22 protein-coding genes are annotated in these 22429 nt (G+C 66.0%); 7 read left to right on the top strand and 15 right to left on the bottom strand.

Translation table 11 applies throughout. The features are described from left to right. Positions 1-123: 123 nt before the first annotated feature. Positions 124-546, bottom strand: a complete 423-nt coding sequence (locus ACSU04_RS10435) for an META domain-containing protein (protein WP_439289387.1) — start codon at positions 544-546, stop codon at positions 124-126. A 260-nt stretch (positions 547-806) separates the two neighbouring features. On the opposite strand from ACSU04_RS10435, the gene ACSU04_RS10430 reads away from it, so the two are divergent. Then, the gene (locus ACSU04_RS10430; protein WP_439289386.1) at positions 807-2924 is read left to right on the top strand and encodes a hypothetical protein; all 2118 of its coding nucleotides are present in this window, start codon (positions 807-809) and stop codon (positions 2922-2924) included. A gap of 160 nt (positions 2925-3084) precedes the next feature. Then, positions 3085-4140, top strand: coding sequence for a phosphogluconate dehydrogenase (NAD(+)-dependent, decarboxylating) (gene gnd, locus ACSU04_RS10425; protein WP_439289385.1), 1056 nt, complete (start codon positions 3085-3087; stop codon positions 4138-4140). A gap of 37 nt (positions 4141-4177) precedes the next feature. Here gnd and ACSU04_RS10420 read toward each other — a convergent pair whose 3' ends face one another. The 7 genes from ACSU04_RS10420 to ACSU04_RS10390 form a co-directional block, all read right to left on the bottom strand. Then, complete coding sequence (locus ACSU04_RS10420) at positions 4178-5224, bottom strand: Gfo/Idh/MocA family protein (RefSeq protein ID WP_439289384.1); 1047 nt, start codon at positions 5222-5224, stop codon at positions 4178-4180. Then, positions 5221-5580: a TraR/DksA family transcriptional regulator gene (locus ACSU04_RS10415; protein ID WP_439289383.1), complete on the bottom strand. Its 360-nt coding sequence runs from the start codon at positions 5578-5580 to the stop codon at positions 5221-5223. Before ACSU04_RS10415 ends, ACSU04_RS10420 begins: the two co-directional genes overlap by 4 nt. A 137-nt stretch (positions 5581-5717) precedes the next feature. Next, complete coding sequence (locus ACSU04_RS10410) at positions 5718-6443, bottom strand: DUF2786 domain-containing protein (protein ID WP_439289382.1); 726 nt, start codon at positions 6441-6443, stop codon at positions 5718-5720. Between the two features lie 266 nt (positions 6444-6709). After that, complete coding sequence (locus ACSU04_RS10405; protein WP_439279974.1) at positions 6710-6859, bottom strand: hypothetical protein; 150 nt, start codon at positions 6857-6859, stop codon at positions 6710-6712. Next, a complete protein-coding gene (gene purL, locus ACSU04_RS10400) occupies positions 6856-9186 on the bottom strand; it encodes a phosphoribosylformylglycinamidine synthase subunit PurL (RefSeq protein ID WP_439279975.1) in 2331 nt (776 codons plus the stop codon). The genes ACSU04_RS10405 and purL overlap by 4 nt, the downstream gene beginning before the upstream one ends. Before the next feature lie 54 nt (positions 9187-9240). Beyond that, positions 9241-10038 (bottom strand): ABC transporter permease, encoded by a 798-nt coding sequence (locus ACSU04_RS10395; RefSeq protein WP_439289381.1) that lies wholly within the window; start codon positions 10036-10038, stop codon positions 9241-9243. After that, the gene (locus ACSU04_RS10390) at positions 10031-11023 is read right to left on the bottom strand and encodes an ABC transporter ATP-binding protein (protein WP_439289380.1); all 993 of its coding nucleotides are present in this window, start codon (positions 11021-11023) and stop codon (positions 10031-10033) included. Before ACSU04_RS10390 ends, ACSU04_RS10395 begins: the two co-directional genes overlap by 8 nt. Positions 11024-11113: 90 nt before the next feature. Between ACSU04_RS10390 and ACSU04_RS10385 the strand changes: the two genes are divergently transcribed. Then, positions 11114-11830: a TetR/AcrR family transcriptional regulator gene (locus tag ACSU04_RS10385; protein ID WP_439289379.1), complete on the top strand. Its 717-nt coding sequence runs from the start codon at positions 11114-11116 to the stop codon at positions 11828-11830. A gap of 39 nt (positions 11831-11869) precedes the next feature. Here the strand turns inward: ACSU04_RS10385 and ACSU04_RS10380 are convergent, their stop codons facing one another. Next, entirely contained in the window at positions 11870-13252 is a 1383-nt protein-coding gene (locus tag ACSU04_RS10380) for a plasmid pRiA4b ORF-3 family protein (protein ID WP_439289378.1), read from the bottom strand. Between the two features lie 42 nt (positions 13253-13294). Further along, positions 13295-13885: a biotin transporter BioY gene (locus ACSU04_RS10375; RefSeq protein ID WP_439289377.1), complete on the bottom strand. Its 591-nt coding sequence runs from the start codon at positions 13883-13885 to the stop codon at positions 13295-13297. 65 nt (positions 13886-13950) lie between these two features. Between ACSU04_RS10375 and ACSU04_RS10370 the strand changes: the two genes are divergently transcribed. Further along, the gene (locus ACSU04_RS10370) at positions 13951-14559 is read left to right on the top strand and encodes a TetR/AcrR family transcriptional regulator (RefSeq protein WP_439289376.1); all 609 of its coding nucleotides are present in this window, start codon (positions 13951-13953) and stop codon (positions 14557-14559) included. A gap of 95 nt (positions 14560-14654) precedes the next feature. Here ACSU04_RS10370 and ACSU04_RS10365 read toward each other — a convergent pair whose 3' ends face one another. Beyond that, positions 14655-14918, bottom strand: coding sequence for a hypothetical protein (locus ACSU04_RS10365; RefSeq protein WP_439289375.1), 264 nt, complete (start codon positions 14916-14918; stop codon positions 14655-14657). Positions 14919-15065: 147 nt separating this feature from the next. After that, complete coding sequence (locus tag ACSU04_RS10360; RefSeq protein WP_439289374.1) at positions 15066-15650, bottom strand: large exoprotein; 585 nt, start codon at positions 15648-15650, stop codon at positions 15066-15068. Positions 15651-15810: 160 nt separating this feature from the next. On the opposite strand from ACSU04_RS10360, the gene ACSU04_RS10355 reads away from it, so the two are divergent. Then, positions 15811-16296, top strand: a complete 486-nt coding sequence (locus tag ACSU04_RS10355; protein ID WP_439289373.1) for a hypothetical protein — start codon at positions 15811-15813, stop codon at positions 16294-16296. Here the strand turns inward: ACSU04_RS10355 and ACSU04_RS10350 are convergent. Then, entirely contained in the window at positions 16280-19498 is a 3219-nt protein-coding gene (locus ACSU04_RS10350) for a BTAD domain-containing putative transcriptional regulator (RefSeq protein ID WP_439289372.1), read from the bottom strand. The genes ACSU04_RS10355 and ACSU04_RS10350 overlap by 17 nt on opposite strands. Positions 19499-19597: 99 nt before the next feature. Next, positions 19598-20599 carry an SDR family NAD(P)-dependent oxidoreductase gene (locus ACSU04_RS10345; RefSeq protein ID WP_439289371.1) on the bottom strand — a complete coding sequence of 334 codons (1002 nt, stop codon included), beginning with the start codon at positions 20597-20599 and terminating at the stop codon, positions 19598-19600. Positions 20600-20673: 74 nt separating this feature from the next. On the opposite strand from ACSU04_RS10345, the gene ACSU04_RS10340 reads away from it, so the two are divergent. Beyond that, positions 20674-21249, top strand: a complete 576-nt coding sequence (locus ACSU04_RS10340; protein WP_439289370.1) for a TetR/AcrR family transcriptional regulator — start codon at positions 20674-20676, stop codon at positions 21247-21249. A 20-nt stretch (positions 21250-21269) separates the two neighbouring features. Further along, on the top strand, positions 21270-21782 hold the full coding sequence (locus ACSU04_RS10335; RefSeq protein WP_439289369.1) for a hypothetical protein: 513 nt from the start codon (positions 21270-21272) through the stop codon (positions 21780-21782). A 123-nt stretch (positions 21783-21905) separates the two neighbouring features. Here ACSU04_RS10335 and ACSU04_RS10330 read toward each other — a convergent pair whose 3' ends face one another. Then, positions 21906-22409, bottom strand: a complete 504-nt coding sequence (locus ACSU04_RS10330; RefSeq protein ID WP_439289368.1) for a DUF4188 domain-containing protein — start codon at positions 22407-22409, stop codon at positions 21906-21908. Positions 22410-22429: the final 20 nt, after the last annotated feature.

Raw genomic sequence — 22429 nt, 5'->3', positions numbered from 1 at the left:
GTACGAGTATTCGGCGGGAACAACTTGACCATGAAACGCTCCTTCAAGAAGAACGTTGCTGCCACCATATGACTTCGCCCGCGAAAAATGAGCCACAAGCGCCCGCTCGGAGGCTATTCGAGGCTACTCAGCGCGGGCGAGTTCGCCGATCTTCTCGCCGGCATCGTCCATCACGACAAGAACGTCGCCATCGATCTCGACGGCGCGCACGCCGCGGAGCCAATCGTCGACGCCCTCACAGGCCTTGAGGGTGGATGCGAACTGGGCAAGCTCGATGTGGGCGTCGTCGGCGGTGTAAGTGCTGAAAATTCCATTACACCCGTCGCTACCGCTCACGTCGCCATCCTCGGTGAATTCCAGGTGCGGCTGGCCCGCTGCGTCCTCGCCCCACACTCCGACCAGTTCTGCCACCACGGCTGGATCCGGTTCGGCGGACGAGGTGGGCGCGGAACCCGGCTCTGTGCCTGTCGAGCAAGCGGTGACCAGCAACGTAACGGCGCCGGCCATCGCGGCCAACGTGAGGATTCTGGAGGTTCGAGTGCGCATGGACGTCATCGTAGTCGGCCCCACCTGGAGACGAGCGGGAAGGTTGAGCGAACCGTTATAACCGAGCCAAGAAGTGGGGAGAAGTCCCCATACATGTGACAGAACGGAGATCTACTGTTGGCTTCTGAGAGTTTGCTGGGTAGTCTTGCGGAGGTTTCTGTGTTCGCTCTGCGGGCACGGAGTCCGCGATTTTCTGAGGAACGACGAGCAGTTTGTCGCTTCGGGACCATTATTCGATACAGAGCAAGGACATCGACTTTATGAAGAACAGAGGGATGGTGCGTCGTCCGCTGGCTTTGACCGCGGCCACGACGATTGCCCTTGGGGGGCTTTTCTTCGCGACACCTGCGTATGCCGCAGACGCCGCAGATGAGCCGACCGACCAGACAACCGAGACCACGGCCGTGGAGGATGCTCCTCCCGCCGAGGTCATCGAGGCCGCAGACGACGCGGCGGCCGCAGGCATCGATATCGTTGCTTACGGCGTGAACGCCGCTGGCGATGATGTCGTTATGGTCGTCGCGACCGGCAACGATGACGCGGCCGAGAGCGACGAGGTTAAGGCCTTCACCGAGTCTGCTGACATCGAAGGCGCCAAGGTCGTCACGGTCGATTCTGCTCCGGTGGCATACGCCGCAACCGATGTCGTGGGCGGCCAGGGCTACCTTTCGGTCACCGACGAGGGCGGTCTCTACCACTGCTCGATCGGGTTCAGTGCCTTCTCTCCTGAGGGAGCCCCTGCGCTGATCAGCGCCGGCCACTGTGCCTTCGATAATGGCGCCAAGATCACCACCACCACGCTGTCGATTCCCGGCGAACAGCCTGCTGTTGGCGGCGGCGGCGCGCTGCCGGAGGCCCCGATCCTTCTGGGCGACTTCGGTTTCGCACAGTACGGTGGCCTCAATGGCACCATCGGCGCTGACGGCGATGTCAACTCCACCGATATCTCGGTCATCGACATCAACGAGCTCGGGGAGTTCAACCTTCTTCCCGAGGTGACTGACTGGACGACGGCGACCGACGACCTCGGTTCGCTCGCGGGCAGTACCATCCCAGTCAAGAGCGTCGGTGCACCGGTGCTCGGCGACGTCAGCAAGAGCGGTCGCACCACCGGCTTCACGACCGGCACGATCGACGAATACGACATCATCGAAGGCTGGATGGATATCGCTGGCCACTGGGTTCGCGGATTCCAAAGCGACGTTGAGGCTGCTCCCGGCGACTCCGGTGGCGCGGTCATCCAGGGCACCAAGGCCGTCGGCGTCATCAGCGGTGGAATCCCCGGCGTGTGGACCTGGGCGACGTCCATCGTCTACGGTCTCGAGCACACCGACGGCTACACGGTCGCACTCGACCTGGACGCTCCCAAGGTGACGGCTCCTACCAACGGCTCGACCGTTGACGTCGGCTCGCTCATCGCCGGTACGGCACCTGGTGCCAAGTCCGTCAAGGTTTCCGGCGTTGGCGAGACGTTCAACGCAAACCTTGAGAACGGTGAGTTCACCTTCCTCGCTCCGACGAAGCCTGGTACCTACGAGTACACGCTGACCTCGACCAACGGCTTCAGCAAGTCGGAGACCACCACCTACACGGTGACCACGAAGTTCGCGCCCACCGCGGTGCCGGTCATCACGTCGCCTGCTGACGGTTCCACCGTCACCAGCACGGTCAAGGCAGTCAGCGGAACCGGTCTTTCCGGTGCTGCAGTCGTCGCCACGGTCGATGGCGTCGAGTACGAGACCACGGTTGACGGCGCGGGCAACTGGTCCGTCGCGGTTGAGCTCACCTACGGTGCGCACACCATCAGCGTGGTGCAGACCGCGAACGAGGACACTTCGGATGCTGCCAAGGCCGCCTTCAAGGTCGTCCCGGTTGCCGTCGGCGTGACGTCGATCACCAACGGCAGCACGTTCGCATTCGACAACGGTCCCAAGTCCCTTGCGGGCACGGGCATCAACGGCGCAACCGTCACGGTCAAGCTCAACGGTGCAGAGCCGACGGCTCTTGCTGCCGAGAGCGGCACCTACACGGCTGAGGTCGCGGATGGCGTCTGGAGCGTCAACTTCGAGGCTGCTCTCGAGCCCGGTTCGTACACGGTCTCTGCAACGCAGAGCATCAGCGGTATCGCCTCGGCGCCGGTGAGCCTCGCGTTCTCCGTGCTCGTCGAGCCGGTCCCTGAGCCCGTCACGCCTCCGGCACCTGAGCCCACCACGCCTCCCGCTCCGGGTGGCAGCGGTGGCGCTGGTGACGACGGCAACCTTGCCGCGACTGGTTCTGACCTGATCGTGCCCCTGAGCGCTTCGGCTGGTGCCGTGGTTCTGCTCGCCGGTGGCATCATGCTTCTGACGATGCGTCGTCGCAAGCTGATCGAAGGCTGATAGCTAGTAGCAAAAAAGGCGGGTACCTCTCCGGAGGTGCCCGCCTTTTGCTTTCCGTGGCTGGTGGGTTCCGTCCGAGCCCTGGTGCCGGTCCGAGCCGCGTGTCAGGATGACCACGACTCGGCTCCCCAAGAGCCGGCGTGAATCGGGAGGAAAAGATATGCAGCTGGCCATGGTCGGACTCGGCAGGATGGGCGCGAACATCGTGCGACGGTTGATGCGCGATGGACACGAATGCGTCGTCTATGACGTGAATGCGGATGCCGTGGCCGCGCTGGTCGCGGAGGGTGCCACCGGCGCCGACAGCATCGCCGATCTCGCGGTGAAGCTGGAGCCGACGCGTGTTGTGTGGATGATGGTGCCCGCCTCGCTCACCGGCTCGGTGGCCGAAGAGGTGGCCGCTGTTCTCGACAAGGGCGACATCCTCATCGATGGTGGGAACTCGAACTACCGCGACGACGTCCGTCGGGCGACGGCTTTCCGCGAGCGCGGTATCGAGTACGTCGACATCGGCACCAGCGGCGGAGTGTTCGGCCTGGAGCGCGGCTATTGCCTCATGGTCGGCGGCAGCGACGTCGCGGTCGGGCACATCGAACCCGTGCTGCGCACGATCGCACCAGGGCCCGGAGAGATCGAGCGCACGCCGGGTCGCACCGGTGCTCTCGCACCCGAAGAGCAGGGCTTCCTGCACTGCGGACCCTCCGGCTCAGGACACTTCGTCAAGATGGTCCACAACGGCATCGAGTACGGCATCATGGCCTCGATCGCCGAGGGACTCAATCTGCTCAAGAACGCGGATGCGGGAGTGCGTGAAGCCGAACACTCTGCCGAGATCGCCCCACTCGAGGAGCCGGAGTTCTACCAGTTCCCGATCGACACCGACAAAGTCGCTGAGCTCTGGCGTCGCGGGTCGGTGATCTCATCCTGGTTGCTCGATCTCACCGCTGCCGCGCTGCACGACAATCCCACGCTGGACGGGCTCGCCGGTCGAGTCTCGGACTCCGGAGAGGGCAGGTGGACAGTCAAAGCTGCCATCGACGTCGGGGTGCCAGTTCCGGTGCTCGCGGCATCCCTCTTCGAACGCTTCGCGTCACGCGACGAAGATCAATTCGCGAACCAGGTGCTCTCGGCGATGCGTTTGCAGTTCGGCGGGCATCAGGAACGCCCAGCCGGAGACGTACTCGAGGCCGGTGCACGCAAGGCTGACGCCGGCTGATTCAGCGTCGGGACGATGTGGGTGGGGGCGGCGCCGGCTACGCCGTGACCGTCTCCACCTGTACAGCCATCCGCGTCGCGGCGCTGCGGTACACCGCCGCGATGACCTCGGCGGTGTGCACGGCATCCTGACCCGTCGCCCGCGGAGCGCGACCGGCGGCGATTGCGCCCAGCACATCGCGCCACTGGGCCAGGTGGCCTGCGTGGCCGATCGCGAGCGGGTCGGATCCGCCGCCCGGCGCTGAGCCGCCTGACATCGGTGCTGTCACGTCGAAGGTCCATTCCCGAATAACGTCTCCGTCGAGCTCAAACCTTCCGGTGGTCGTGATGACGCTGAGTCGGGCATTGTGCCCGGGGTGGGCGCCGGTCGTCGTGGCGAGGATGCCCATGGCGCCGGATGCGAAGCGCAGGGTGGCGGTCGTGGCATCCTCGACATCGATCTCGTGCGCGACGGTTGCGGACTGGCCGGTCACTTCGACTACCGGTCCCAGCAACATCAGCGCAAGATCGAGGTTGTGCAGGCCCTGGTTGGCGAGCGAGCCGCCCCCGCCGTCGCGCTTGCTGCGCCAGGGCGCCGCGCGGTAGTACGCATCGTCGCGATACCAGGGCACGAGCACCTCGCCCAGCAGAGGGCGACCCAGCGCGCCACTGGCGAGCAGCTCGGCGAGGGCGATGTTCTGCGGTTCGTAGCGGCGCTGTGCGATGCCGACGAGCGTGCGACCGAGCGCGTCTGCCCTGGCGATCAAGGCCCGCCCCGAGGCGGCGTCGAGCGCGATCGGTTTCTCGACCACGACGTGCTTGCCGCTTTCGATCGCTCGCAGGGCGAGGTCGGCGTGTGTGTCGCTCGGCGTGCAGATCGCGACGATCTGCACGGAGTCGTCGGCGAGAAGCTCGTCGACGGTCCGCCGCATCGTGGTGGGCAGGCCGCAGGCTGCGAGCGCCTCGTGGCGCGCGTGCGCAACGGCACGCACCTCGCCCAGGTTCGGCAGGTCGCCGATCGCTCGGGCGTGGATGCGGCCGATACCTCCGAGCCCGATGATCCCGACGCCCAGCGGCGCGTGTTCTGTGGCGGTGTTGTTCGTCATCTGCTCTCCTTCTCGGCGCAGGGCACGCAGCGATCGGCGAATGGGCGCACGCGCAGGCGCGCGACAGGGATGCGACGGCCACAGCTCGTGCAGACGCCGTAGGTGCCGGCATCCATCCGCGCGATGGCATCGTCGACCTGCTGTAGTTCTGTGCGGGATCCGTCGAGCAGGCCACTCAGCCGGGACCACTCGGCCGACAGCGGCACACCCTCGGGGTCATGTTCGTCGTCATCACTTTGGCTGCTGCGGTCGTGCGTGAGCTCGGCGAGCGTCGCCGTGAGCGCGTCGGTGCGCGCATCCGCTTCGCGCCGCAGCACCTCCAGGAGTGTGCGCAAGTGCTGAGCATCGTCATCCATGACCTCACTCTAGGTGGATGCACTCCCCTGCCTCCCTTGCGAGTGGGCGCGCGTGGCTCTGTTTCGCTCTGTTTCGCGCTAATTCCGAGCCACCAGCGCCCACTCGCCGGGGGCGTGAGCGGTGTGAGGGGTGTGCCTCAGCGGGGAAGGCCCCGGCCAGGAGTGAGGGACTTCCCGCCGGTATTCGCGTCACGACCCGACCTGTGCCCATGAGTGAAGGCAGAGAGATCGGCACCCTGACGTGCGCGCGCCCTGACGTGCGGGATGTCGTTGAAGAACGTGTCCACCTGGTCGCGACGAGAGGCAAGAACGACGTCGGTCCCGGTGCTCGACTCCTCGATGATCACACGCCGACTCTCGCGGAGGCGCTGTGACGCACCGATTCCGAATCCCCGGATGAACCCGCTGCGCGCCCGCCGCTTCTCGCTCTCCGAGTGTCGGCGGTACAGCTCCCGTTGACCCGCCCACCATGCCCTCATCGCGACCATCGCCTGCACCTGCAGACTCGCGGTGAGAATCTTCGCCTGGTGCACATCGGACGTGAAACCGACGAAGTACAGAATCATTCCCCCGCCTGGATGCTCCGCCTGCATCGGGCGGATCGATCCGAGCGCGAACGCGACATTGCCGCCGAGTTCACGGATGTCTCGCGCGTACACACCCGTGAACAGCATCCGTTCCTGGGTGATCTCCTCTCGCGTCTGCCCGATCTGCGCACGCCGCGCGTCGAGGCGGGCCTGTTCGATGCCGTACTTCACCATGAGCCGCTCGGCGTGCTCGGTGAGGGCCTCGGCCTCTTCCGGCGTCGTGCTCTCTGCCTTTGCCAGCAGCTTTGCGATCAGGTCTAACTTGGCTTCGCTCACTGTGTCCTCCTTCATATGCGATGCCTCGTATCCTGCACGGGGCCACCCGCATTGAGGCGCGCGAGTACGCGTTCGGTGGATGATCGCGTGTGAGCGACGCCAGTGGAGAAAGAGTCCGCGCCCGCGCCCGGCGCGCCCGACCTCGCCCACACCACCCGGCGAGCGGCCACTTGTGGCTCACTTTTCGCGAAAAACAGAGCCACGCGCGCCCACTCGCAAGCAGATAGCGAGGAGGGGGAGGAGGGGGAGGAAGGGGCGTGGGGGATCTAGCCGAACAGGAGAGTTAGGACCGTGGAGCCGCCGCCGATGAGGATGAGCGAGACGATCGTCACCCACGCGATGATGCGCATACGACGGTGGCGAGGCTCGCCGAGGCGGCCATAGTCGTCGTCGGTGCGCTGCTCGAGATCACTCATGCTGGCTCGGTGACAGTCGGGCCGAAGGCCGCCGGCAGCGTCGCCCGCGAAGTGGTGCGCAGCTCCTCTGCCGATACCGTGAACAGCCCAGTGACCTCAAGGTCAGACACCGTGTCGGTGACGCCGATACGCAGCACCGGGTAGCCCCGTCCTTCGCACAGGCCCTGGAACTTCACATCGTCGTCACGCGGCACGGTCACGATGACGCGGCCGGTCGATTCCGAGAACAGAGCGGATGCCGCATCCACCCCGTCGCGGTCCATGATCTCGGTCAGCCAAACGCGTGCGCCGACGCCGAAACGCATGACGCCCTCGGCGAGTGCTTGTCCGAGGCCGCCCTCCGACAGATCGTGTGCCGAAGAGATCAGCCATTCGTCGCGCGCGGCGGCGATGAGACCCGCGAGGCGCTTCTCGCCGGCGAGGTCGACCTTCGGCGGCAGGCCACCCAGGTGCTGGTGCACTGTCTCGGCCCACGCCGAACCGGAAAGCTCAGTCGAGGTGGTGCCGAGCAGGTAGATGTTCTGTCCCTCGTCCTGCCACCCGGAAGGGATGCGACGGGAGACGTCGTCAATGATGCCGAGCACGCCGACCAGTGGAGTCGGGTGGATCGGAGTGTCACCGGTCTGGTTGTAGAAGGAGACGTTGCCTCCGGTGACCGGGGTGCCCAGTTCGAAGCATCCATCGGCCAGGCCGTCGACGGTCTGCCCGAACTGCCACATGACCTCGGGGTTCTCGGGGGATCCGAAGTTCAGGCAGTCGGTGATCGCGGTCGGGGTGGCGCCGGTGACAGCGACGTTGCGATACGCCTCGGCAAGGGCCAGCTGCGCGCCCGCGTACGGGTCAAGCTGGCAGTAGCGGCCGTTCGCGTCGACCGAGACCGCGAAACCGAGACCAGATTCCTCGTCGACGCGGATCATGCCGGCGTCGTCGGGGAAAGCCAGAGCCGTGTTGCCGAGCACGTAGTAGTCGTACTGGTTGGTGATCCAGCTGGTGTCAGCGAGGTTCGGGGAGCCGACCAGAGCGAGGAACTGCTCGCGCAAAACCTCCGGCTCAGAACTGCGGGGCAGCAGCTCCGCGGCATCCGCCTGCAGTGCGTCGATCCACGTCGGGTAGGCCACCGGACGGTCGTAGACGGGGCCATCAACCGCGACGGTGGACGGGTCGACGTCAACAATGCGCTCGCCCTGCCAGTCGATGATGAGGCGGCCGTCGCCGGTGACCTCGCCGAGCACGGAGGTCTCGACATCCCACTTCTTCACGACTTCGAGGAAGGCGTCGAGCTTGGAGGGGGCGACGATCGCCATCATGCGCTCCTGCGACTCCGACATGAGGATCTCCTCAGCGGTGAGCGACGGGTCGCGTAGCAGCACGTTGTCGAGGGAGACCTTCATGCCGCTGTTGCCGTTGGCGGCGAGCTCGCTGGTGGCGCAGGAGATGCCAGCAGCACCGAGGTCCTGGATCGCCTCGACGAGCTCGGCCTTGTACAGCTCGAGGCAGCACTCGATGAGCACCTTCTCGGCGAAGGGGTCGCCGACCTGCACGGCGGGCCGCTTGGTGGGGCCGCCGTCGTCGAAGGAATCGGATGCCAGGATGCTGGCGCCGCCGATGCCGTCACCGCCGGTGCGAGCACCGAAGAGCACGACCTTGTTGCCGACGCCGGTGGCGTTCGCGAGCTTGAGGTCTTCGTGGCGGAGCACACCGACCGCGAGTGCGTTGACGAGCGGGTTGGCCTGGTAGACGGAGTCGAAGACCGTCTCGCCGCCGATGTTCGGCAGGCCAAGGCAGTTGCCGTAGAAGGAGATGCCGCTGGTGACACCGTGCACGACGCGGGCGGTGTCGGGATGGTCGATCGCGCCGAAGCGGAGAGCATCCATGACAGCGACCGGGCGCGCGCCCATCGAGATGATGTCGCGAACGATGCCGCCGACGCCGGTGGCCGCGCCCTGGAACGGTTCGATGAAGGAGGGGTGGTTGTGCGACTCTGCCTTGAAGGTGACGGCCCAGCCTTCGCCGACGTCGACGACGCCCGCGTTCTGGCCCATGCCGACCATCAGGCGTTCCTTCATCTCGTCGGAGACCTTCTCGCCGAAGCGCTTCAGGTAGTTCTTCGACGACTTGTAGGAGCAGTGCTCCGACCACATCACGGAGTACATTGCCAGCTCGCCCGACGTGGGACGACGACCGAGGATCTCTTTGATCTGCGCGTACTCATCGGGCTTGAGGCCGAGGGCAGCGTACGGCTGTTCCTTCTCCGGAGTCGCTGCGGCGTTCTCTACGGAGTCGGGGACATGCTGACGAGCGGATGCTTCAGGGGTGGGGGTGGTCACGCGCACTCCAAGATCAGGGCCGGCGGGGCGTATCCAGTCTACTTGCTCGGATCATCACGCCCGGCGAACCATCGCGCGGATGCTGATCGCAAGCGCGAGCACGCACCAGGCGAGAAGCACGATGAGATCGCGCCCGTTCATCGGGTAGGTGTCTGACAGCAATCCCGCGCGGATCAGGTCAGCGGCGGGTCGGAATGGCAGCACATCGTGGACGGTCTGGAACCAGGCGGGAAGCCGGTTTGCCGGAAAGGTGACCGGCGAGAACAGCATCACGAAGAACACCAGCACCTGCGTGACGAGTTGCGTGAGTAATGGCGGCAGCGACACGGCGATCGCATAGCCGATTGCGGATGCGGTGAGTGCGGTCAGGACGGATGCCGTCAGAAGAAGTGGCCAGTCGAACGAGTAGCTGAATCCATACCGCAGTTGTGCCACGATCACCGCGACCACGACGCTGGGGAGCATGACGGCGAGCCACACGGTCAGGTCGGCTGCCAGGACCAGCGGACGCGGCACTGGCAGCGCTCGAAGATAGGTGAATGTGCCGCTCGTGCGAGCCTGCGTGACGCCGGTGGCGACCATGACGAGCCCGACGATCATGAGGATGACGGTGGGTGCTCCGGTGGAAAGGAACTGGGCGGACGCGGTGTCGATGTCAGGGATGAGCAGCCCGAACCCGATGATGATTCCGGCGGCAAGCACCGCCTGCACGACGATGATGAACGGGAGCATGCTGCCGGTCTGTGCCATCGTCCACCGCAGCAGGGTCGTATAGCCGACCCAGAGGCCAGTGCGCCGTGGCACCAACGAGGATGCGGGGGTCGACGCAGCGAGGGTCGTCTGTTCAGACATCAGCAGCATCCTTCGTATGTGCGTCGGTATTCGCCGTCGCGGCGAGGTAAGCGTCTTCGAGGGTGGCGGGGGCCAGGGCATAGCCCTCAATGCGCTGGGCCGCTCGGAGAGCGGTGGCCCAGGTGACGGCCGCGGCGGCATCTGCGGCGGAGAGAGTCAGCAGCACCCGGCGTCCGGCACGAACCCTGCGGATGATCGGGAACGGAACTTCGGAAGGTGATTCGGATGGGTCAGTGCCGTTCGGATGCAGGCCGTTTGGATGCAGGGAGAGCTCGAGTTGGAGATCGTGATCGCTGGATCCTCGGAGCTGGCTCGGTGAACCTGTCGCGACGACCCTGCCCCGGTCGAGCACGACGAGTGAGTCGACCACGCGCTCGGCCTCCACAACGTTGTGAGTGACGAGTAGGACGCCAGCGCCCTCGTCGCCGAGGCGCCTGACCGTCTTCCACAGGCGTCGGCGTCGTGCGGCGTCGACGTCGTTGGTCGGCTCGTCAAGGACGATCAGGGGCACCGGTGCGACGGCGGCCATCGCGAATGCGGTGAGCCGGCGCACTCCTCCAGAGATCCCGCCGCCGTCGGGGGTCGCGCGGCGGTCGAGCCATTCGCCGATATCGAGGTCATCGGCCAGGGCGTGTGCGGAGCGCCGTGCCTCAGCGCGAGACATCCCTCTCAGCCGGCCGGCGATCTCGATCGCAGTTCTCGGAGTGAGTCCGTCCAGCGGCGCCTGCGCCTGGGGCTGGAGTGCCACGCATCGCCGTGCGGTGGCCGGGGAGGCGATCGCATCGACGCCCGCGACGTGGATTGCCCCGCCGTGCGGACGCAGCAGGCCAACGATCTGCGAGACGAGGGTGGTTTTGCCGGCGCCGTTGTGCCCGAGAAGCCCGACCACTTCTCCTGCCCGTACCCGCAGCTCGATCCCGTCGTTCGCGATGACCTCTCCGAACCGTCGGGTGAGGTCGTTCACCTCCAGTACCACTTCGGTCATGGTCGCTCACCCTTCATCCGGATACCCTTGGTATCTCACATACCGAGGGTATCCAGATTCGAGCGGTAGATCAACCAGTACAGTGGGGAGATGGCCAATCGCTCAACCCTCCGCACGCCGCGGACGCGCGCCGAACGGCAACGCGAGACCCGTGAAGCGCTCATACTCGCGGCGCTGGACGCGTTCTCTCGCGACGGCTATCACGCGACGAGTCTGGAAGGCATCGCGAACGAGGCCGGATTCTCCAAGGGCGCCGTGTACTCGAACTTCGACGGCAAGTCGGACTTGTTCCTCGCTTTGATGGACTTCAACCTGGAGATGTTGCGCGGTGCGGACTGGGACCCGTTCTCGACGGCGGATGCGGCCGACACGGCTACTGCCGGCGAGGCGGAGCCGAAGACCGCAGGGGGCCTAGAAATCGCGGAGATGGTGCGAGGGTTCGGACTCGCCACCCTCGAGTTCATCGCGACTGCCGCCAGGGACGAGAAGCTCGTCTTCGCGCTGCGCGAACGCATGCAGGTGATGATCGGCGCCTACGAGCGCATCGCTACCGAAGCTCGGCCTGCCGACGAGAATCTCCCACCGGATGACATTGCGCGCCTCATGGCCGCGCTCGATCAGGGGTCGTCCATCCTTGCGCTGAGCGGCATCACACTAGTGGATCCCGCCCTCATTCGTGCCGGCCTGCGGCGGATCCTTGACCCGGCATCCGCCGCTGATGACCCAGCGCCGGAGCGGGACAGCTCTATCTCCTACCCCGGCGTCGCTCAGGTTCAGCGGCTGTTCCAGGAGACCCCCGAGATCTAATGCTCTGCTGCGGGGTGCATGCCGCGGCACATGCCTTCGCTACCTCAGCGCCTCCAGGGCGAACATTGCCACGAGTGGATCCTGCTCGCCTCGGTAACGGCCGCGCATGGACAGCTCGCCGAGCTGATCGAGCACTTGTTGCGCGCGGAATGTCGCGTGGCCGATGTCCTGCTGTGTGAACCGCCAGCCCGTCGACGACTGCCAGCCGCACACCTCGAGCCCGAACGCGACCGAGCGCCAGCGCTCTTCGGCAGGTGTGCCGTCTGCGATTGACAGCAGGAGCAGCACCGCGGCATCTGTCTCGGCGTCGCTGAGTTTGCGGTACAGGCCGCCGGCGATCAGGCGCAACTGCGCGTTCGCGTCGCCCGCCGCCTTCTTCGCCGCAGTGCTCAGCAGCAGTCGCCCCTTCTGTACGCGCACGAGTCCGATGCGCTGGGCGGTTTCGCGCAGGTTAGCCATCGGCGGGGTGAGATCTTCGCGGTTGCCTTTGCCCATCCATTCGTCGAGCCAGCCGAGTTCGGTCATGCCGTCCAGGACGGTTGCCGGCGGCATCCATCCGGCGGATGTCAGATCGAGGCCGCCGGCGCCGACGGCCTTCATCAACCATGCGAACGGCCGGATGATGCGCGCCGCAGTCTCGGCATCGATCTCACCGTGCTCAAGCACGCCGGTGCGATGAAGGTGCTGACGCAGCTCAGAACGGATCGGCGGCGGCAGCACGGATGCGAACTCGGCGATCGGAGATGCTTCGTGCACGTCGCCGGGGTGGCGATGCGCTTCGATCTTCACCAGTCCAGACATGTCGTACGGCTGCATGCCGGATTCGCCCGGGTTGAACAGCAGATTCAGCTCTGTCTGCACTCCGATGAGGTCGAAGGCGCCCGGTCCGCGAGGCGCCCACGGCCCGACGGTCGTCTTGATCCAGTCGGTGATGGATGCATGTTCTGGATGCTGCGGATCAGCCGCGATCGCGAGTTTCTCGGCGTAGCCGTGTAACCCTCCGGAATCTTCGAATGGTCCGCGGTTCGCGCCGTCAACGAGGGCGACCGCAGTCAGGGCAGAGTCGGAAGGGAGCTGTTCGATGATGTCGAGCCGGTGGATCCAGCCGTCGCCGAAGTCGTACTCGTACCAGAGCGGGCCACCGGCCTGCAGGGCATCGCCGACAGTGAAGTCTTTCTCGGAGAGGGTGCCTTCATTGGTGTCTTCGAAGTCGGGGGATTCCCAGCGCCGCGTCTGCTCCGGCATCTGACGCCCAAACGGGTCGGCGTCCGTGAAGGCGTGCAGGTGCGATTCGCGCCACCCCATGATCGTCTGCAGTGCGAGGTGCAGCATCCGCAGTTTGGTGTGTCCTTCGATGTCGAAGGTGCGCCAGATCTCGGGGTCGCTGCCGACGAGTGTCACGCGCAGGCGGTATCGGGTCATGTGTCGAGCGTAGAGGCAGGGTCAGACGTTGATGCCCGACGCTCAGTCGCGCCCGCGCGAGCGGTCGACGATGCGCCAGGAGAGCGGGAGGAGGCCGGCCATCGCAGCGATTTTGATGGCGTCTCCGATGAGGAACGGCAGAACGCCGAGCGTGATGGCGGTGATGAGGTCGACGCCGAGGAATGCCGCGAGCCACGGAACCCCGAAGGCATAGATCGTGAGCGACCCGAGGGAAGCCAGGCCGATAGTCGACCACACCGTGCGGTCGGATCGGCGGCGGGCGAGCGAGCCGACAATGAGCGCGGCGACGACGTAACCGACGATGTAACCGAACGATGAGAACGCCCAGCCGGATGCTCCGTGCGCGAACAGCGGGACGCCGATGAGGCCGAGGGCGAGGTAGAGACCTGCACTCATGGCGCCGCGCAGCGGGCCGAGCGTGGCGCCGGTGAAGAGCACAGCGAACGTCGCCAGCGAGATCGGTACGGGTGTGAACGGCAGCGGGATCACGATGTATCCCGCGACGGTGATGAGGGCGGTGCCGCCGAGCGTCAGGGCGACGTCTCGCGCGCGAGTGCCGGGGATGAGGTCGGCCAAGACCGGGAAGTGGGTGCGGGTTGCGGATACGGACATGGTTCCTCCTGGGCGCTGCTCACCTGAACACTGTTCTGTAGAACAATGTTCAGTACGATAGCAGGATGAACGCACTTCAGGCGGGCGACGCAGGAATTCGCAACGGCAAGCATGATGTCGTCTCGGCTGCGATGCGTGTCCTGTCAGAGCAGGGCCTGCCCGGCCTCTCGATGCGCCGCATCGCCGAAGAAATTCAGGTGCAGGTCAGTGCGTTGTACTGGCACTTTCCGAACAAGCAGGCACTGTTGGCGGCCGTAAGCGAGCAGATAGTCAGCGCGCAAGCGGGTGTAGACGACGCGGATGCTTCCGCTGATCTCGCCGCGATCGCAACCGCCCTGCACGAGCGGCTGCTCGCCCACCGGGACGGCGCCGAGATCGTCTCGAGCTCATTGGCGCTGGGGCTGCTTGAGTTGCCGGGCCGCACCCATCTCATGTCGGCGGCACGTGGGCTGGGCATCGACGAGGCGTCGGCGGAGGTCGCCGCTGACACGCTGGTGCACTTCGTGATCGGGTACACGTTTCACGAGCAGCAGCGCATGCACGCCGCAGTAGTGGGGGCCGCGGATGCCTCGGTCGATCTCGCACCGGCGCACGTGAACGAGCGGCTCGACGCATTCGACGCAGGGCTTCGCATCGTCGTTGCTGGCGTGCGCGCGACAACTGCCGCCAGGTAGCTGCGCCCGGTAGACGCCCGGTAGCGCCGCCCGGTGGCACCTCGCCGGGCGATAGCACCGGCTCGGGCACGCCGCACGGGTGCACGGTGCGGAGCTTATGCGTTCGCGAGTTGTAAGATGCGGCCGCGTGAGACGCCGAGCACTGCTGCGGCATCTGTAACCGACAGCCCCGCAGCGCGGAGGTGGCGAACAACCTCGCGCGCTTGCCTGGCGGCCGCGATGGATGCTGCGGAAGCCGCTTCGGTGGCTGCGCGTGCCGCGGCCACTTCCTCGCCCAGTGTGCCCAGTTCTGGAGTCACAGTGATCGTCCAAGAAGAATGGTCGATGTCGGGCTGGACTGTGTCGAGGTAGTCGCGCACCTGCTCGGATGCGCGGTCGAGTGTGGATACTTGCGTGATGGGTTCATCCCCGTGGTGGAGCTCCCACCCGCCTTCCCAGCGGTCAGCGCGAACACGGTCAGGCGGCGATCGCCACCACCGCCGTGCCGCGCATGGGCGCCGAGCCGATCACGACTCCGCGCCGGCCGGCTGCTCCGGCATCCCGGGCGCCCCAGCACTCCCAGCAACACCTCCAGCACTCCCAGCAAAACCACCGCTACCGACCGTCGACTGCGCAGGAACCCCGTCCCACGCGGTGCGATCGCCCAGGAACGCATTGCCCGCCCACTGGGCTGGTGCCACATTCGTGTTCCACGTCTGCTTGCCGTACGCCACGACGCCCAACCAGGCGGGCGGGATCAGCCAGAGAGCGACGAAGGCGGGCTCCTTGCCCAGTTTCATCCCGATCCGGTATGCGGCTACCCCCGAGCCGGCGAAGAGAGCGAGAGAGAACAGGAAGCCGATGCCGATCCAGCTGAGCAGCACCGCGCCGCCGAAACAGTAGAGCACGAGCCAGGGGCTGAGGTCGCCCAGCTTGAAGAACACCATCAAGTTGTAGACGGGTGCCCAGGCACGCCAGGTGCCTTGCACGCCCGCTTTGGCGAAGACTTTCGATAGGAAGAACGCCGTAACGACGTACACAAGTACGCCGACGACGATCATGCCGACGATCGCTGCCATGTAGGCGGCCAGCAAGCCAGAGTAGATGTCCATCTTTTCCCCTTAGTAGATGTCCGATGTGCGGCCATGCAATCAGTCACCGCTCACAGACCGCTCACGCACACACGAAACGCGCCCGGGGAGTGTGAGCGATCTGTGAGGGCGCGGTGCTGGACTGTGCGGAGAGGTTTCACGCAGCTCAAAGGGGAAGATCATGACGCGCACGCCGATTCGTTTTGCTGGGGGCACGCTCGTTGTCGTCGTCGCGGTGATGTTGACGGGCTGCTTCGCCAATCCGCTGGATGCCTTGGTGGAGAAGGTGACCGAGGAGACAGCGCAGAACACCGCAGAAGGGATTGTCGAGGCGATCACCGGCGGCGAGGCCGGCATTGAGATCGGTGGGCTTCCGGACGACTTCCCCGAGGAAGTCCCCCTCGTCTCCGAGAATGTGCTTCAGAGCGTGACTGTGGCCGAGGGGATGATGGTGATCGTGACCGATCCGCGCAGCATGGACGAGCTCGCCGCGCAGGTGCAAGAGGACTTTGCAGGTTGGGAAGAGGTGGTGCGAAGCGACATGGGTGACATGGTCAGTGCCATGTATAAGAAGGATGAATCGCTGAGCGTCACCGTTCTCGTCATGAAGGCCTCGGAGGGAGAGGAAACGACGGTGGGCTACACCGTCATCACTTCGAACGAGTAGCCCAGTCGGGAGCGGTCGACCACAGTGCCATTGTCGGCACGGTGGCGATCAGCCGATCGGCCGCGTCACTCTGATGCGCGCCGGGCCGGTCGACGGCAATGCCGTCACCAGCTCGCGCGAGCATGAGCCAGGTATCCGCTGCGGTCGAGATCATTCCCAGTGTTTCCGCGTCGCGTGCGATCTCATCGAGTGCGATGAGGTCACCGGATGCTGTCGCCACGGCATGCCGCAGGAAGAACTCCAACAGGCCCCCGCCCGCAACAGTCGTGGCCTCCTCGAGTACCACGATCGCCTCGGCAATGCGCTGAGCCGCACCGGTGCCAGCGCCCGCACCGGCACCCGCGCCGCTCACGCGGACGGCGCAGTGCGCCAGCATCCCTGCTAAGTAGCTGTGCTGCGCCGTCAGCAGCCAACGCGCGCAATCGACGAGCCGACGCGCGGCATCTGTGGTGCGTCCTTCGGATTTCTCCCGCCAGGCCTCAGCCCATGCGCGGAGCATGACGACCTTGGGGTCGTTGTCGGCGGCCGGGGGGATGGCGTCGAATCTCTCCCGGGCCTCCTCCATGCGGCCGGTGGCGTAGCCGATGGCGCCGGTGAGTGCGATGGCGGCCGGGAGCAGTCCGGCGGTGTCGCGCCATTCCAGATGGGTCATAGCCGCTGTCGCGACGGCATACGCGTGCTCCACGTCACCGGAGAGCAATTCGGAGAACGCCAGCGCGTACTCCCACGCTCCCAGCGATTCGGGCGCGTGCACCTCTGCGGCGGCGATCGACTGCCGCAGTCGTCGCCTGGCTTCTTTAACATCGCCGGTGTTGGACAGCGCCATCGTCGCGGTGAGCTCGATGAGGGATGCTCCGCCAGGAACGAGCTCGATGATCTCCGCAGGCAGCTCGTTCAACCGAATGAGTGCGCGCACGGCATCCTCGAGGGGGCCGGTGATGACGCCGGACATCCCCGCGGTGATCAGCCCGAGGGCCGCCACCGCGTCGGTGGTGTCGCCAGGGGCATCCGCCATTTCGCGTGTCTGCCCGGCGATGACTGACCATCGCATCGCGTCTCGCCGGAGGTGACGGATGTCGCTCGGATCCTCGACCGTGCGCAGTGCCTCGGTGATGATGGCCAGCGCCGCCGGGGCGTCATGGTGACGCAGCCCGACGTGCTGGGCGTGGGCGAGGGCTGCCGCCGTGTGTTCGGCGGCCGTCTTCGACATGCGCGTCGCGGTCTCAAAATGTGTTGCGGCCTCGTCTGGCTGGCCGAGTCCGGATGCCGCGACACCGGCGATGCGGTGGGCGGAAGAGTTGTCGGGTTCGAGGTCGAGGACCGCGGTGGCCGCGCGGCGTGCGAGTCGCTCGTCGAAGGCGCCGAGCGCGTGCTCCGCGAGAGCAAGGGTGGCATCCACGTCGACGCGTTCGCCGAGGTCGAGTGCCAGGATCTGGGCGCGCCGTCGTGCGGCAGGGAACGCGGCCGTCTTGTCGCTGCGAAGCACGTTCAGCACTTCTCGCGAGAGGTCCAGCCACAGCGCGTCGGAACATCGGTCTTGAAGGAACTCGCGGTCCAGCGGGTGCGACAGCCGCAGCCAGTCTGGTGCGGCGTATTCCACGACGCCGGTGCGTGCCAGCATCCGTCGATCTGCCGGGGTGAGCGCGAAGATCGGATACTCGCCAGCGATGGCGATCTTCGCCGCGGCCTCGAGGCCGGCGTCATCCAGACCGCTGAATCGTTCTCCGACCAACTGGGTGAGTCGCTTCGTCGACGCGGGATTCGCGTGCAGTTCCCAGCCGTGTTCGGTGCGCACGAGGCGGCCTTCGTCCACTGACGCGGTGAGAATCTCGCGCAGATGCAGCGGGACTCCCCTTGCCATGTCGAAGATCCGCGGACGCGACTCGGGGGTGAGGGAACCGCCGATCGTGTGCAGGACAAGTTGGTCGGCGTCGGACGCTGTCAGCGGGTTGACCGCGATCTCGATGACATCTCCGCTGTCATACAGGGCGCGGATCTCGTCGGGCGCCCCGGCGAGGTCTCTGGTGGTGAGGATCGTCGGCATGCGTGAGTTGCGGATGAGCCGGCTCACGACGAAGAGGGATGCTTCGTCCAGTTGATCTACGTTGTCGACGAGCAGCACGGTTGTTGACCGATGGCGGGTGAAATGATCGACGAGCGCGGCCGGTGACGTCCACTTCTCGGGGAGAGTGCCGGTGAAGATGCCGAGCGGAAGCGTGTTGCTGAGCGGGCTCGCCGTCAGCAGCGACACGGTGTATCGCTGCGCCTCGAATCGTGCGCGGATGGCGCGAAGGAGGTGTGTCTTTCCGATGCCGGCCGGACCGGTCAGGAGCAGCGTGCGCTGATCCTGAAGCAGGGCCGCCAAAGTGTCGGGCTGATTCGAGGTCAGGCTGCGGGCCGTTTCCTCCCGCGCTGGGGCATCCGCTGCCCCGAGGATGGGTGCGGCGGACGGAAGACGAAGAAGTGACTCCGGCGCCTGCTCCTGAAGAATCGCCATGTGCAGTCGGCCGAGTTCGCTGCTCGGTTCCATCCCCAGCTGCTCGGCGAAAATCGTGCGTGCTCGTGAGAAGGCGTCGAGAGCTTCCTTCATTCGACCGTCGAAGTACAGCGCGGTCATCAACTGGCTCCAGTGCCGTTCGGTGAACGGATCCTCTTCGACGAGGGAGTGAAGTTCAGAGATGACGGCGGCGCTTCGCCCGAGAGCGAGGTCGAGATCTATCCGGTCTGACAGGGCGGTGTTCCAGAGCTTGTCCAACCGCGCCGACTCTGCACGCAGGTCGGTGATGTCGAGGAGGCCGGCGAACGCCGGACCCTCCCAGAGGTTGAGTGCGTTGCTGAGATGCTCGGTCGCCTGGACGAGTTCGCCGTCGGAGAGGGCAGCGCCGCCTTGCTGGCAGAGATGCTCGAAGTGCGCGGCATCCGTCTGAATGGCGCCCGGATCGATCCGGTAGCCGCCGTCGATCAGCTCGATTTTGATCGGCACCGCCGACCGCAGTCGGGAGACTCGTGCCTGCAGCGCATGGACGGGGTTTCGGGGAGGAGCGTCGTCCCACAGCTCATCGATCAGTCGCTCTACCGAGATGGCCCGACCGCGAGAGACGACGAGACGCGCGAGGAGTCCGCGTTGCTTGGGGCCCCCGAGCGGATGCTCCAGCCCTCTGGTGCTGGCTTTTACGGCGCCGAGAACGGAGACATCCAGCATGATGCCACGCCCCTTCCCCTGAGCTTGGGGCCACCATAGCAGTGGGGGCGTGGGCCCGGGGGAAGGGTCAGCCCGGCAGAACCGGGGTGATCAGCGGGCTTACTGCACCGACCAGCCGCCATCGGATGCGACGATCGCACCGTTGATGTTCACGGCGTCGTCGCTCAGCAGGAAAGTGATGGATGCCGCGAGCTGCTCCGCCGTCGCCAGCGAGGGAATCGCCTGCTGGAACGGCGCCAGACGCGCTGAGCCCGCTGCCGACATGTTCGGAGGCATCGGGATGCCGGTGGCGACGCCGCCCGGTGCGACAGAGTTCACGCGGATGCCCTTCGGCCCGTACATGAACGCAGCAGACTTCGTGACGCCGATGATGCCGTGCTTGCTCGCGGTGTAGGCGTTGCCGGATGCGTTGCCGCGCAGCCCCGCTTCGCTGGCGACGTTCAGTACTGCTCCTGAGCCTGCCGCCTCCATGAGGGGGAGAACGGCGCGCATGAGCTTGAACGGTGCGGTGAGGTTGATCGCGATGACGCGGTCCCACACGGCATCCGTCGTCTCGCCTGCCGGGGAGAAGTCGTCGTTGATTCCGGCGACGTTCGCGAGGGCGTCGATGCGATCGCCCGCGGCGGCGATGACGGCGTCGATCGCATCCTGTGTGGTGAGGTCGCCGGCGACGGTGGTGATGTCGGCATCCGGAAGCTCTGCCTTGATGGCCCCGAGCTTGTCGGCGGCGATGTCGGATGCAATCACGCGGCCGCCTTCGCGGGCGATGCGGAATGCCGTGGCCTTACCGATTCCGGATGCTGCGCCTGTGACGATCACGGTCTTGCCGGCGAAGCGGCCGGGGGTGGTCTTCTCGACCCAGCCGGTGGGGGCGTCGTCGGTGGGGATCTCGCCGCCGTTGGCCGCGCGGACGAGGTCGTCGATAACCGACTGCGGCATCGCGCCCTGGCTGAGGACGACCATCTGCTGCAGGGGCAGGCCGAGTACGGGGGTGAGCGAGTCGGCGTTCGCGCCGGACTGGGCCAGCATGCGGCGGATCAGCTCGCCGCCGGTCCGATCGTGCAGCCATTCGCCGATGGTGGAGTGTGCGGTCAGTGCCATTGTCTTCTCCTAAACCAAGTTTCGCAACGGAGCGTCTACTTACCTTTCATGGTACTCCTCGATACTCTGAAAAGGTGCCGAGACCTCGCAGTGAAAAAGCCCGCCAGGCGGTGCTGGCGGCGATGCGTCGCGCGCTCGCCGCAGATGGCTATGGGGCGGTGACGATCGAGGGTCTGGCTGCGGAGGCGGAGGTCTCGAAGCAGACGATCTATCGCTGGTGGAAGTCGAAGGCGGCGATCCTCGGCGAGGCGCTGCTGGACGGGTCTCTTCCTGGGGCTGATGTCTCGTTGCCGATGACGGATGATCTGCGGACTGACCTGCGGGCCTGGTTCGCGGCGGCATCTGCGGCGCTGGGTAAGCCCGAGGTTGTCGCGCTCGCGCGGGCGCTGATCGCGGTGACGGCGACGGATCCCGAACTCGGTGATGCGCTCAACCGGCGCTTCGCCGACCCGATCGTGGAATGGATCACTCAGCGCGTCGAGCGTGCGCGCGACGCGGGAGACGTGCGAGCGGATGCCGACGCCGCGGTCATCGCGGATCAGTTCGTCGCGATGGTGTCGTATGCCGCGCTGCTCGGCCGTCCCCTCAGCGAGGAGCGAGTCGACGCGACCGTGGATGTGCTGCTGCGCGGGATCGCGTCCGGGCGCTGAGCCCCGGCTACGCTCGTGGAGTGTCCGCTCTCGCCCTGAAGTACGCCGTGATCGCACTCGCGATCCTTTTGGTGGTCGGCGGAATGTGGTGGGTGGCGAAGCGTCCGAACCGCTCGAAGCGAGTTTCTGGACGACTGCGGATGCCGATCTTCGTCCCGCTCGTCGGCGCGGTGCTGCTGTCGGTCGGAGTCCTCTTGGCGCTGGTCTCGTTCACGTCGCGGTACACGGCTGACCTGCTCCCCATGCGCATCGCGTCGGTGGTGGTTGCGCTCGCCGGAGCGTTCTTCCTGGTGGCGTATCGCAATTGGTATGTCGAGGCCGACGCTGTCGAGGTGCGCTTTCGCACTGTGTTCGGGCGCGAGCGTGCGATCAGGTACGTCGACATCGTTGATTCTCGGATGCGTCAGATCAACGGGCAGCCCCGGCTGCAGGTGCGCTCGTCGTCCGGCGTGAAGCTGAGTCTGAATCCGCGGATCTATCCGGTCGAGGCGCTGTTGGCTGCGGCCGGGGTCGGGCAGAACGCCGGGCGCTGAGTTGGTGCGTGGTTGGGGCGTGGTGGGTGCGCGTACCGAAGGCTGCGCGTGCCGAAGCGGCGGCTCGTGGCGGAGGGGTGCTCGGGCCGAACCAGCGGTTCGGGTGTCGCAGTGAGACCGCCGTCACCTCCCCGTCGCGGCATCCGCCACGGTCCGCCCTTCCGCGAACCGCGCCTGCGCACGCTCGTTCCGCATGCTGACCTCGACATGCCCGGTCGCGTTCGCCAGCCCCATGGGTTTGGTCGACACGTACATGCTCTCGGCGCGTTCGACGAGGAACGTCTCGTGCCAGACGCCGACGGCGCCCGGTGCTCTGCGGGCGGCCTTGTTGAAGGCGGTCCAGGCGGGTCGGTGTTCCTGCGAAGGTGCGGATGCGTAGGCGTAGAGCTTGTCGATCGATGACCAGTACTGCACGGCGAACGGGCCGCCGTCCCCGAACAGCAGTTGGAAGCCGAGTAGGCCGGATTCTTTGTCGATGGACAGCTCGCGCAGCATCCGCGGCATGGCGAAGAATGCCGGCATCCAGAGATCCGGGCGCCACCAGCGATTGATCTGCATTCCGATGTGGAAGACGACGAGCTCGCCCTCGTGGTGGTGGGTCATGCGACCCTTGACGACCTTCGACACAGCATCCTCCTAATTAGATA

Origin of the sequence: Microbacterium sp. A84, from assembly GCF_051842815.1 — a bacterium.
GTDB lineage: Bacteria > Actinomycetota > Actinomycetes > Actinomycetales > Microbacteriaceae > Microbacterium.
Note: the sequence above shows the minus strand (reverse complement) of the source record. Positions and strands in the feature narration are given on the sequence as shown.